Source organism: Bradyrhizobium sp. CCBAU 53340, from assembly GCF_015291645.1.
In the GTDB taxonomy this organism is placed as follows: domain Bacteria; phylum Pseudomonadota; class Alphaproteobacteria; order Rhizobiales; family Xanthobacteraceae; genus Bradyrhizobium.
In genome coordinates, this window is sequence record NZ_CP030055.1 from 1,991,741 (window position 1) to 2,004,099 (window position 12,359).

General features: G+C 63.4%; 11 protein-coding genes. 2 read left to right on the plus strand and 9 right to left on the minus strand.

Going from position 1 to position 12,359, the window contains the following annotated elements:
- Positions 1-98: 98 nt before the first annotated feature.
- The 8 genes from XH89_RS09330 to XH89_RS09365 form a co-directional block, all read right to left on the minus strand.
- Positions 99-1,337 (minus strand): ABC transporter substrate-binding protein, encoded by a 1,239-nt coding sequence (locus XH89_RS09330; protein ID WP_194466782.1) that lies wholly within the window; start codon positions 1,335-1,337, stop codon positions 99-101.
- Positions 1,338-1,373: 36 nt separating this feature from the next.
- Entirely contained in the window at positions 1,374-2,855 is a 1,482-nt protein-coding gene (locus XH89_RS09335; RefSeq protein WP_194466783.1) for an ATP-binding cassette domain-containing protein, read from the minus strand.
- A complete protein-coding gene (locus XH89_RS09340; protein WP_194466784.1) occupies positions 2,855-3,781 on the minus strand; it encodes a branched-chain amino acid ABC transporter permease in 927 nt (308 codons plus the stop codon). Before XH89_RS09340 ends, XH89_RS09335 begins: the two co-directional genes overlap by 1 nt.
- A 1-nt stretch (position 3,782) precedes the next feature.
- Complete coding sequence (locus XH89_RS09345; protein ID WP_057750463.1) at positions 3,783-4,658, minus strand: branched-chain amino acid ABC transporter permease; 876 nt, start codon at positions 4,656-4,658, stop codon at positions 3,783-3,785.
- A 113-nt stretch (positions 4,659-4,771) separates the two neighbouring features.
- A complete protein-coding gene (locus XH89_RS09350; protein WP_194466785.1) occupies positions 4,772-6,016 on the minus strand; it encodes an ABC transporter substrate-binding protein in 1,245 nt (414 codons plus the stop codon).
- A 216-nt stretch (positions 6,017-6,232) separates the two neighbouring features.
- The gene (locus tag XH89_RS09355) at positions 6,233-7,336 is read right to left on the minus strand and encodes an FAD-binding oxidoreductase (RefSeq protein WP_194466786.1); all 1,104 of its coding nucleotides are present in this window, start codon (positions 7,334-7,336) and stop codon (positions 6,233-6,235) included.
- A 205-nt stretch (positions 7,337-7,541) separates the two neighbouring features.
- On the minus strand, positions 7,542-8,057 hold the full coding sequence (locus XH89_RS09360) for a GNAT family N-acetyltransferase (protein ID WP_194466787.1): 516 nt from the start codon (positions 8,055-8,057) through the stop codon (positions 7,542-7,544).
- Positions 8,054-8,806, minus strand: a complete 753-nt coding sequence (locus XH89_RS09365; RefSeq protein WP_194466788.1) for a 3-deoxy-manno-octulosonate cytidylyltransferase — start codon at positions 8,804-8,806, stop codon at positions 8,054-8,056. The genes XH89_RS09360 and XH89_RS09365 overlap by 4 nt, the downstream gene beginning before the upstream one ends.
- Before the next feature lie 366 nt (positions 8,807-9,172).
- Between XH89_RS09365 and XH89_RS09370 the strand changes: the two genes are divergently transcribed.
- Entirely contained in the window at positions 9,173-10,333 is a 1,161-nt protein-coding gene (locus tag XH89_RS09370) for a hypothetical protein (protein ID WP_246767773.1), read from the plus strand.
- A gap of 117 nt (positions 10,334-10,450) precedes the next feature.
- Here XH89_RS09370 and XH89_RS09375 read toward each other — a convergent pair whose 3' ends face one another.
- Positions 10,451-11,653, minus strand: a complete 1,203-nt coding sequence (locus XH89_RS09375) for an SMP-30/gluconolactonase/LRE family protein (RefSeq protein ID WP_194466789.1) — start codon at positions 11,651-11,653, stop codon at positions 10,451-10,453.
- A 273-nt stretch (positions 11,654-11,926) separates the two neighbouring features.
- Between XH89_RS09375 and XH89_RS09380 the strand changes: the two genes are divergently transcribed.
- Positions 11,927-12,199, plus strand: coding sequence for a hypothetical protein (locus XH89_RS09380; protein ID WP_194466790.1), 273 nt, complete (start codon positions 11,927-11,929; stop codon positions 12,197-12,199).
- Positions 12,200-12,359 lie beyond the last annotated feature (160 nt).

Genomic DNA, 12,359 nt, shown 5'->3' on the forward strand with positions numbered 1-12,359 from the left:
CGAACCGGGAACGACAATACCCGGGACGTCCAGCGCGAAGACGCGCTTCGCGCTTTGGTCCGGGCATTGTGCGTTTGCGGAGCCGCCCTTCCGATAGACTACTGCGACAGCTTCACGAAGTTCGGAAACTTCAGCTTGCCTTCGGCGATCTTCTCCGGCCAGACCACGACCTGCTTCTCGTCCTGCCACTGGAAGACGAGGCCGGTCACGAAGCCGGGTCCGGACTTGATGCCATGGGTGAACTCGTCGTCCTTGCCGTAGAACTGGATCTTGCCGATCGTGCCCTCGTAGTCGGTCTTCTCGAGTTCGGTGACCATCTTGTCGGGGTCGGTCGAGCCGGCGCGCTTGATCGCATCGGTGATCATGTAGACCTCGTCATAGGCGGTGTAGCCGGTATAGGCCGGCGGCGCACCGAATTTGGCCTTGAAGGCGGCGGCGAACGGCTTTGTCTTCGAGGTCACCGCGACGTCGGGCGTCGCGACGGCGAGCGACGGGATGCCGTCGGCGGCACCGTTGGTGTCCTTCCAGAAGGTCGGGCTCAGCGCCTGCGCGCTGATGCCGAACATCGGCACCGGCACCTGCTGGTTCTTCCACTGCACGGTCGGCTGCACGCCGACATGGGAGATGCCGGTAACGATCACGTCGGGCTTCTTGGCCTCGATGTTGTTGAAGATCGGCGTGAAGTCGGTGGTGTCAGGCGAGAAGCGGACGTGCTCGACGACCTTCAGGCCCGCCTTGGGCAGGCAGGCTTCGTAGCCGACGTCGAGCGGCTTGGTCCAGGCAGCGTCCTCGCTCATGATCGCGACGGTCTTCATGTGCATCTTGTCGACCAGCAGATCCTTGGCAGCGTCGCAGACGAGCTGCGCCTGCGCGGCCGAGGTCAGGTAGCCGTGGAACGTGTACTTGTTCTTCTCATAGTCGTTGTGGATCGCCTTGGTGATCTCGTTCGACGCGGCGCCCGGGGTGATCAGCGGCATCTTCAGCCGCGCCGCCCAGGGCTCGAGCGCCAGCACGACCTCGCTGATATAGCTAGCGATCACCGCGGAGACCTTGTCCTCGCTCACCGCGCGCTGGAACGCGCGCACGGAATCGGCCGAGGAGCTCTTGTTGTCATAGGTGACGATCTCGACCTTGCGGCCGAGGATGCCGCCCTTGGCGTTGATCTCGTCGGCGGCGATCTGCGCGCCGCCGGGCGTTGCAGCCCCCGCGATCGCCTGCACCTCGGCGATGACGCCGATCTTGATCGGGTCGTTCGACTGCGCATAGGCGGGCGCTGCGAGGCAGAGCGCCAGCGCGGAGGTGAGGAGGGCGGAGCCCAAAACCGTCGATGATCGCATGGTCGTTTCCCTTTCGTTTTTTGTTGGTACGCGAACTCAAAGAAAATCGGCGCCGGCCTCGCTGGCGAATCGGCCGGGATCGCCCTCCCAGACGATCCGTGCGTGCTCCAGCACATAGACGCGGTCGGCATGGGGTAGTGCGAAGGTGACGTTCTGCTCGCCGAGCAGCACCGTGATCGAGGTGGTCTGCCGCAGCTTCTCCAGCGCCTTGGAGAGCAGCTCGAGGATGACGGGGGCCAAGCCCAGTGTCGGCTCGTCCAGGATCAGGATCTGCGGCTGCATCATCAGCGCGCGGCCGATCGCCAGCATCTGCTGCTCGCCGCCTGACAGCGTTTGGGCCATCTGGCCCTGGCGCTCTTTCAGGATCGGGAACAGCTCGAACAGCCAGGCAAGTTGCGCGGCGCGCTTGTCGTCGGTCAGGTGCTGGCCGCCGAGATCGAGGTTTTCCCGCACCGTCATCTCGCCGAACAGCTCGCGCGACTCTGGGCATTGCACGAGGCCGCTGCGGGCGATCTTCGCTGGGCTCGTGCCGCGCAGCTTCTCGCCGCCGCGGATGATCTCGCCGGTGTAGGGCAGGAAGCCGGAAATGATGTTGAACAGCGTGGTCTTGCCGGCGCCGTTGAGGCCGACGATCGAGACGAACTCGCCTTCGTGGATGTGGATCGAGACGTTCTCCAGCGCCTGCGCCTTGCCGTAATGGACGCTGACATTCTCGACCTGGAGCAGCGGCACCTTGTCCTTGAAGCTGGTTTCGGGGCGCGCATGCGTCTCGATCGCGCCGCCGAGATAGACCCGCCGCACCGTCTCGTTTCGCATGACGTCATCGGCCTTGCCGGTGACGATCTCCTCGCCGAGATACATCGCCAGCACGCGGTCGACCAGCGCGGCGACGCTCTTGACGTTGTGGTCGACCAGCATCACCGCGCGGCCCTCGTCGCGGAAGCTGCGGATCAGGTCGGAGAACACGTCGACCTCGGCGCGGGTGAGGCCGGCGAAGGGCTCGTCGACCAGCACCACTTTCGGGTCGCGCGCGATCGCTTTCGCAAGCTCGAGCCGACGCAAATCGGCGAAGGGCAGCGTCGGCGGGCGACGGTTCATCACGGAGCCCAGGCCGACGCGGTCGGCGATCCACTTGGCGCGCTCGACCAGCGCCTTGTCCGGAAACAGCATGAACAGGCTGTCCGGCAGCAGCGCCACCATGATATTCTCCAGCACCGTCTGCCGGTTCAGCGGCCGCGAGTGCTGGAACACCATGCCAAAGCCCTTGCGCGCGATCTTGTGCGCGGGAAGGCCGGCAACGTTCTCACCTTCGAAGATCACGTCGCCAGCGGTCGGGCGCTCGATGCCCATCACGCTTTTCATTGCGGTGGATTTGCCCGAGCCATTCGGCCCGATCAGGCCAAAGATCTCGCCGCTGTTGACATCGAAGCCGAGGTTCTTCACCGCGGTCAATCCGCCAAAGCGTTTGGTGAGGCCGCGGACTTCGAGCACGGGCCGGTTTGAAAGCCTTTGATCCATTACGAGCGAGCCTCGCGCGAGAGGGCCGCCCCTAAGAAGCCGCCGGGGAAGAACAGGACGACGAGCAGGGCGACCGCCGAAACGATGAAGGTCGCAAGCTCGCCGGTCGGGCGCAGGAATTCGCCCGCGACGATCAGGAAGATCGCGCCCAGCGCCGCGCCGAGCACGGTGCGCCGACCGCCGAGCACGGCCGAGACGATCACGTTGACGCCGACAGCGACGTCGACGACGGTGCCGACCGAAGCGGTGCCGAAATAGAACACCAGCAGCGCGCCCGATAATCCAGAGAAGAACGCGCTGACGATGAAGGCGGCGAGCTTGTGCTTGACGATGTTGAAGCCGAGCGCGCCGGCCTGCACCGGGTCCTGGCCGCTGGCTTGCAGCACGAGGCCGACAGGGGATTGCGACAGGCCGTACAGGATCGCCGCCGAGATCGTCATGAACGCGAGCGCGATCCAGTAATTGGCGCCGGCATTGATGGTGATGACGTCGGGGATGGTGAGGCCGATCTCGCCGCCGGTCAGGTCGGCGAACACCACGACGAAGTTTTGCAGCATCAACACCGCGACCAGCGTGGTCAGGCCGAAGTAGGGCCCGCGCACGCGCAGCGCGGGCAGCGCCAGCACGAGCCCGGCGATGACGGAAGCGAGCGCGCCCAGCACGATGCAGAGATAGACCGACCAGCCGAACTGCGCATTCAAAATGCCGGCGGTGTAGGCGCCGACGCCGATCAGGAAGGTCGGGCCGAAATTGACCTCGCCTGCGAAGCCGAACAAGAGGTCCCAGGCCATCGCGAACACGCCGAAATAGAACGCGACGGTGAGGAGGCCGAGCACATAGCCAGAGACATAGAGCGGCAGCGTCGCCGCGATGATGACGAGCGCCAGGGAGACGAAGAACAGGCGCGAGGTAAAGAAACCAGCCATCTCAGCGCCTCCCCAGAAGGCCCTGGGGCCGGATGTACATGACAAAGACGAGCAGCAGCAGCGCCGGAATGGTGCGGTAGGCCGGCGAGACCAGATAGGCCGTCAGCGTCTCCAAATAGCCGACGACGAAGGCCGCGATCAGTGAGCCGGAGACGCTGCCGAGGCCGCCGAGCACCACGATCGAGAACGCGCTCGCGGTCAGCGGTCCCACGCTGTAGGAGCTGACGCCCAGGAACATGCCGAGCAGCACGCCGGCGATGCCGGCGAGGATGCCGTAGATCGCCCACACCACGATATAGATGTTGGTGAGCTCGAGCCCGAGCAGCGTCACGCCGCGCGGGTTCATCGAAGCCGCCAGCACCGCCTTGCCGGTGCGGGTGCGGTTGACCAGCAGCCACAGCAGCGCGATGACGAGGCAGCACACGATCGCGGTGAAGATCTCGTTCGTCGGCGTGCGCACGCCGAGGATATCGACCACGCCCTCGACGATCGGCAGCACGGTCTTGGCGTTGTTGGTGAAGAAATAGGCGATCAGCTCCTGGATCATGATGCCCCAGAGCAGCGTTCCCGTCAGGACGAAGATCTCCTTCTCCTCATTCGGGATGCGCCGGGAATCCTGGATCGGCTTCACGACCGCGAAGTAAGTGAGGAAAGCCGTGAGGAGCGCGACGCCGACGCCAATCAGTGCGCCGGCATAGGTGCCGACACCCAGAATGCTGGCCGCGGCCCAGGCCGCCACCGCTGCCGCCACCATGATGGCGCCGTGGGAGAGGTTGAGCACGCCGGAGACGCCGAAGATCAGTGTGAAGCCGGTGGCACCGAGAGCGTAGAGAGCGCTGATGGCAAAGCCATCGATCAGAATCTGGAAAGCTCGCATTGATGATTGGCAATCCGGTCTATGAGCTGGCAGTCAGGCTGCCGCTTTGAGGAAAGGTGCTGCTGATGTCGCAAGTGGAAGCTCCCGGGAGGTCGTCCCGGGAGCAATTCCGATCAGTTGCTGAGCTTGATGAAGCTCGGGAACTTGATGTCGACCTTGGCGACGTCCTTGGGCCAGACCGCGCTCTGCTTGCCGTCCTGCCATTGCAGCATCAGGCCGGTGATCAGGCCCTTGCCGTATTTGATCGAGTGCGTGAACGGATCGTCCTTGCCGTAGAACTGGACGCGGCCGATCGTGCCTTCCCAGTCGGTCTTCTCCAGCGCATCGACCAGCTTATCGGCGTCAGTCGAGCCGGCGCGCTTGACGGCGTCCGCGATGTAATAGACCTCGTCATAGGCGGTGTAGCCGGCATAGGAGGGGTAATTGCCGTACTTCTTCTTGAAGTTTTCCGCGAACGGCACCGACTTCGGCGTCACCGCGACGCCAGGACCGGAGACGCCCTGATACAGCACGCCTTCGGCCGCCTGGTTGGTGTCCTTGCCGAAGGTCTCGTTGGTCGCCTGCGAGGAGATGCCGAACATCGGGATCGGCACCTGCTGGTTCTTCCACTGCACCGTCGGCTGCACGCCGACATGGGAGATGCCGGTGATGATCACGTCGGGCTTGGCGCCCTCGATCTTGTTGAAGATCGGGGTGAAGTCGGTCGTATCCGGCGAGAAGCGGATGTGGTCGAGCACCTTCAGCCCGATCTTCGGCAGGCACTCCTCGTAGCCGACATCGAGCGGCTTGGTCCAGGCGGCGTCCTCGCTCATGATGACTGCCGTCTTCATGTGCATCTTGTCGACGAGCAAGTCCTTGGCGCCGTCGCAGACCGAGAGCGCCAATGCCGCCGAGGTCAGATAGCCGTGGAAGGTGTACTTGTTCTTCTCGTATTCGGCGTGAACGCTCTTGCTGATCTCGTTGGAGGCCGCTCCCGGCGTCACGAACGGCGTCTTCAGACGCGAGGCCCAGGGCTCCAGTGCCAGCACGACTTCGCTGATGTAGCTGGCGATGACGATATTGACCTTGTCCTCATTCACCGCCCGCTGGAAGGCGCGCACTGAGTCTGCCGAGGAGGAGTGGTTGTCGTAGCCGATGATTTCGATCTTGCGGCCATCGACGCCGCCGCTGGCGTTGATCTCGTCGGCGGCCAGCTGCGCCGCCTGAGGGATCGATGCGCCGGCGATTGCCTGCGCTTCCGCGATCACGCCGATCCGAAGCGGATCGGCCGCAAAGGCCGTACCTGAGGCTGCCAGCAATGCGGCCCCCGCGGCCGCACCAAACGCACTTCGCAATGCACCAGAGAGTGCTTTATTCATTTTGTTCTCTCCCTTTGAACCAAGCTTCTTTGAGCTATTGGGCGGCGACTATAACGGCGAGGGAATCCTCGGCAAGTAAAACTGTATTCAGGATTGTACGATGGGGACTAAAGTCTAGCGCTTGCGCAAAGATCGGGCAGGCGCAGCGTTATTCCGCGCGCAGGCATGCAGATTTCGACGAGGGGCATGCGATCGCATGGCCAGCGTACGAGCTTGTTATGGCAATCGTCGCCGCGGCAGATCGAGTGGCTTGAGGCGGGCAGGATCGAACGGCGTGAGGTCGACGCTGCGTGTTGCGCCTTCGACGATCAACTCCGCCAGCGCTTCTCCGGTCGCAGGGGCATTGAGGATACCCCAGGGGCCATGTCCGGTCGCAACATAGAGCCCGTCATCCTGCGGCACGCGGCCGATCAACGGCAAGCCGTCCTTGGTCACCGGTCGAAAGCAGGCCTGTGTCGCGATGATCTTGTCCGGCCGGAACAGCGGCGACAGCCGCTCCGACATTCGGTGCAACCAGTCCAAACTGTTGGGCTCCGGTGTCACATCGGCCGGATCGGTGGGGAAAGCCGTGGTGTCGGGGAACGCGGTTACGTAGGTGCTGCCGTCCGGGCGAGGGAACACCTCGATGGTGGTGGCGTAGCCGTAGATCTCCGCATCCAGAAACAGCGCGTCTGCTGAAATATGCGGGCCCGTGTCGAATAAAATGCTCGGGCTGCCTTGAGCATAGAGAGCGGGCAGACTCATCCAGCTCGCAGCGAGAAGCGACCATGGTCCCATTGCGATCACGACAGCATCCGCTTCGATGACATCGTCTTCCACCCCGACGCCCTTGACGATGTTGCGACCTGCGTCGCGCGCGATGCCCGTGAAGCGGCCGAGGCGAAGCTCGGCGCCTTGCGCGAGCGCCGCGTTCATCATCGCCGACGTGAACTTTTTGGGATGAACGATCGCTGTCGTCTCGGTCGTGCCGATGCGCTGGGCGATGACGACGCCGTCGTTGAGCCAGTCGAGTGTGGACGGTGCATTCCGGCGCGGATCGTCGTCGGGCGCGACATAGCCGCTATAGGCACTCATCGGGCGGTGGCCCCAATCGCCCGCGATCTTTCCTGGGAGCTGCGCGTGAAGTGCAAAGCTGCGCCGCGCCAGCGCGTCGAGCGGCGTGCCCGCACACCAGTCGCGTGCCAGGAAGCCGCCGGCCTTGCCGGAAGCCGCGGCTGCTACCTCGGTTCGTTCGACGACGATGACGTCGACGCCCAGGCGGCGGAGGAAGTAAGCGGCGCAGGCCCCGATCACGCCGCCGCCACAGATCACAACGCGCATGGCTTGTTTCCCGACGTAAGCCTACAACCTAACCCGAATAGCCGCGTTTCAGTGCATGACGCTGCCGATGGCTGCTCGGCGCTAGATGGGCGAAGCGCGTCAGCAGCTCTCGACTATTATCACCCGCGGCGTTCAGAAGTCACGTGCGGCCTGCTGAGCGAAGGTGCGTACGCATGAAGTCGCCGACGTAGGCGCTGCAATGCCATCAACCTCTATCGATCACCCAGCGATTGACGGCTTGGTGAAAGTTGAGAGGACCGGGCACGGTCATGTACGTCTTGACGTATTTGAAGCCCGCCTTCTGCAGTGTGCGGTTCGGCGCCGCATTGAACGCGTTGGGCTCGCAGAAGAGCTGCTTCAGATGGAGAGCCTGGAAATAGAGCTCGACGGTCTGCCTGACACACTCTGCGCCGATGCCTTGCTTGCGTTCCGAGGCATGGACGATGTGAAGATGCATGTTCGCCTGCTGACCAATGCGGATCTTGTCAGCGGTCGAGAACCCCAGGAACCGATCATCGTAAAGCCAACTCACCAGGAGGCTGCTCCTTTGTTCGACCGGCTGGTCGAACATCTGCTCGTAGAGTCGCTGCCATTGCGTTGCCTGCGGCAGCCGCGTCGGATCGACGCCGAGTATTTCCAGATGCTCCGGCGTCGCTGTGTGGAAATACGCGATGATCTGCGAAGTTTCCGGCAAGGTCATTGGACGGACGGTGATGGTCATTTGGATGTCCTCGCCCTGGCTGCCAGGAGTTCACGGGCGCGCTCGAGATCGGCCAGTGTGTCCACACCTAACGGCTCGGTCCGGATCACCTTGGCATCCATTCGCATGCCATGCTCGATCGCTCGGAGCTGCTCGAGGCTTTCGCGCTGCTCGAGGACGCCGCGCGGCAGGCCGACATATCTTGCCAGCGCCTCGCGGCGATAAGTGTACATGCCGACGTGATGATAGTGCTTGCCGGCGCCTGACGGGATCACGGCCCGGCTGAAATAGACCGCGCGACCGATGGTCTCTCCCGGCTGGATCGCGAGGGCGATCTTCACGACGCTCGGTGCCTGAAGCTCGATCGGATCCTCGATCTCGGTGGCGAGCGTGGCGATCGCGCAATCGGCATGGCGGGACAACGGCTCCATGGTCGCCCGCACCGTCGCCGGGTCAATGGTCGGCAGGTCACCCTGAAGCACCACGACGACATCGAAAACCGCGTCCGCGTCGATCAACTGCAACGCCGCGTGCGCGCGATCCGAACCGGTCGGAAGAGCCGGATCCGTCAAGGCTGCCCGGCCGCCCAGGCCGTGGATGACATCCGCGATGGCTTGATCTCCGCAGGCAACGATCACGGGGCCGATATCGGCCTCGAGGCCCCGTCGCCAGACGTGGCCGATCATCGGTTCACCGTTGATATCGGTCAGCGCCTTGCCTGGGAGCCTGGTTGAACCTAGCCGGGTCGGTATGATCACAATCGGACGCATCGAAACCTTCACCTTCCAGCGCCACCGAAGTCGCGCGAACTATTTAACGGGAGAGTGCGGCAGGCGTCGCCTCCGCAGATCGTGTTCGGGTCATTTGAGGATATCATAGGCAGACGGCGAATGGACCAGCGGCGCCAACGGGACGCTTTGGCGTCTCATCGCAAATCCGGCTGACTCGCGGCCTGGACCAAGCGTTTCAAAATATTTCACGCGGACGTCACAACCGCTGGATACGTTCACTGCGGCAATTTGAAGCCACGGGCGGGGCTTCTTCTCATTTCGTAACGGACTTGGCGCAGGGCAACTCAACGTAGGTGCCCGCGGTGAACCGTCCTTTGTCTAACGCTGCACTGGGGAGTGATCACGATGAGACTCGAAGGGAAGTTGGATGCCATCCGCGGCAAGCTGCGCTGGACGGGCTTGCTCGTGCTTGCAGCTTGCTTCGCAATTTGCTCGATCGTCAGCGCGCAGGCCGATGATGACGATCGCGACAGGGGAGGGGAGAGTCGGGCTTACGCCATCGGGCTCTGGGGCGATTTGCCGTATTCCGACCTGCAGGCGCAGGTCGGTGTGCCCAACTTGATTGCCGATATGAACTCGCAGAAGCTGGCCTTTGTGGTCCATGATGGCGACTTGAAGGCTGGCAACGGTACGGCCGGATCGGTGACGCCGACCACGTGCAGCGACGCTTTGTATCAGCAGGGGCTCGGCTATTTCAACGCGCTGAATTCGGCCGCGATGTTCACGACCGGCGACAATGACTGGACCGACTGCGATCGCGCATCGAACGGTTCGTTCTCCTCGCGCGAAAGGCTCGACTACGAGCGGAAGACATTCTTCAGCACCGATTTCTCACTTGGCCAGCGGCCCATCAAGCAGCAGGTGCAGCACGACAAGCTCTGCCTCGACCACAACAATCAGTTGACCGGTTGCGTCGAAAACCGTCGCTGGATCATGAAGGGCGTCGTTTATGCGACGCTCAACATTCAGGGATCGTGCAACAATCGTTGCGATACGCTACCCGACGACGCCGAATGGGCTGCGCGCAACAACGCGAACATTCTCTGGATGCAGCAGACCTTCGATGTTGCGAGAACATACCGTGCCGCGGCTGTCATGTTCATCTCGCAGGCCGATCCGGGTTGGGACCAGTCGGACGGAACGCGCGCTCCGTTGCGTGACCCGAAGACGCTCGCGGAAACCGATGCCAATCCCGACGGTTTCCAGGCCTTTCTCGTCGCGCTGCGCGATGAAGTTGTCGCCTTCGGCAGGCCCGTCGCTTACGTTCATGGTGACTCCCACTACTTCCGGATCGACCGGCCATTCCTCGATGCCAAGGGGCGGCGGCTCGAAAACTTCGTCCGCGTTGAGACGTTCGGTGACAATCAGACGAACGGCAACAACGACGTGCACTGGCTGAAGGTGTTCGTGGACGACCGCAACCGCGAAGTGTTCGCATTCCAGCCGCAGATCGTGCCCACCAATCGGACCGCCGTGCCCGCGCCTCCGAAGCGTGGCGACGATTGACAAGCGGTGCCGAGCCCCGCTTCGGCTTCAGTCGAAGCCGGGTTGGGATCGACCCAATCTTCGGGGAAATCTGGCGCCGGCGGATTGCGCCGGCACCATCTTGCGATGCCGTCCGGCTCAGCCGGGCCCTGCGCCTTGCGTCGCCGTGTACACTGCGTAGAGCGACTGGCTCGCGGCCATGAACAGGCGGTTGCGCTTCGGTCCGCCGAAGGTGATGTTGCCGCAGACTTCGGGCAGGCGAATGCGGCCGAGCAGCTTGCCGTCCGGCGACCATACCGTGACGCCGTTGTAGCCGACAGCCCGACCGGCATTGCTGGAGGCCCAGACATTGCCGTTGACGTCGCAGCGCACGCCGTCGGGTCCGCACTTCACTCCGTCGATCATGAAGTCGCTGAACCTCTTCTGATTCGACAGCTTGTTATCGCTGCCGACATCGAACACGAAGACCTCGCCCTTGCCGCCGGGGCCGGTGTCGCCGGGGCCCTTACCGGTCGAGACGACGTAGAGCTTCTTGTAATCGGGCGAGAAGCACAGACCGTTCGGATCGGGCACCTGGTCCTCGGTGACGACGAGATCGACGCGGCCTGAAGGGTCGATGCGATAGCAATTGGTCGGCAGTTCGCGCTTTTTCGGCATGAAGTCGGCCGGTTGCCCGATCCTGGGATTGAGCTTGCCGCCTGAATCGGGCTCGCCCTCGTAGAGCTGGCCGCCATAGGGCGGATCGGTGAACCAGTAGCTGCCGTCGGGATGCGCGACGACGTCGTTCGGCGAGTTCAGCTTCTTGCCATTGTAGTTGTCGCAGAGGATCGTGGCGGTGCCGTCGTTCTCGTAGCGCGTCACCCGCCGCGTCAGATGCTCGCAGGAGAGCTGGCGGCCCTGGAAGTCGAACGAGTTGCCGTTGCTGTAATTCGATGGCGTGCGGAACACGCTGACATGGCCGTCGTCCTCGCTCCAGCGCATCTGCCGGTTGTTGGGAATATCGCTCCAGAGCAGATAACGGCCTTGCGCGCTCCACGCCGGACCTTCCGCCCACAACACGCCGGTGTAGAGCCGCTTGATCGCGGTGTTGGGCTGCGCGAGGTCGTTGAAGGATGGATCGACCGCGATTATGTCCGGGTCCCAGAAATAGGTGGTTGGCGCGCCGCGCGGGCTGAAGTCGCGTGGCGGTGTGGTGATGGTTGTCGGCGGGGCGGCAGGACCGGCCTGGGCGAGCGCCGTGCCGGTTCCGGCCAGCGTGGCCGCGGCCCCGAGCGCAAGCCCCTGCACCAGCGTCCGTCGTGAAAGCGCAAGCTCCTGCTCACGCTGCTGTTGGCGTGTCATTGGCGTCCTCCCATTTCATATTCGGCTGGCCGGTTGATCCGGCCGAGCGCGTGCAAGGTTAGTCCGGGCCGCGCCTGCTTGCGAGAGGCAGCTACGCGCTCTCCGCGAGATAAGTTGACGCGCGAGGGCTGAAAGGCGGCCGCATTGCGGCTGCTTGTTGGCAACGCGACAATTCTTCTGCCCTTGGAGTCAACCGACGCTGGCTTTGGGCATGTCAAGCCTTGATCTCGCCTCAGATGCTTCGCAAAAATCGTCCGGGGCGAAAAGCCGGAGTTGGTAGTGGGTGTCGTCGTACTGATCATCTTGCTCGCGATTGCGTTTGCGGCTGGCTATTTCCTGCGCGATCTGATGTCCCGCAAACGCCGTGCGGACGCCCGCCGCTGGCGGGGTTACGTGCAGCCGGACTGGCTCAACGCGCAGCCGCCTGCCAACACCAACGAAATCACCGCCACCAACAAGATGGCGCCTCCGGCTCCGGCCACCGGCGAGCTCGGCCAGATGCTGGATCGCTGGGAGAACAGGGCCCGTATGCGCCGGGCCGGATAGGCTAGAGGCCACAAGCTCAACCGTCGCCTTGCGGACAGCACGGCACCTCGCGGTGCCTGACGGCAAAACACGCCATCGCTGGGCCAATAAGAGTGGCGCAAAATATTCCGATTTACCGAACTTCGGATTTGTCGTAGGCGTCGCCCCGTCCTATGCCGTC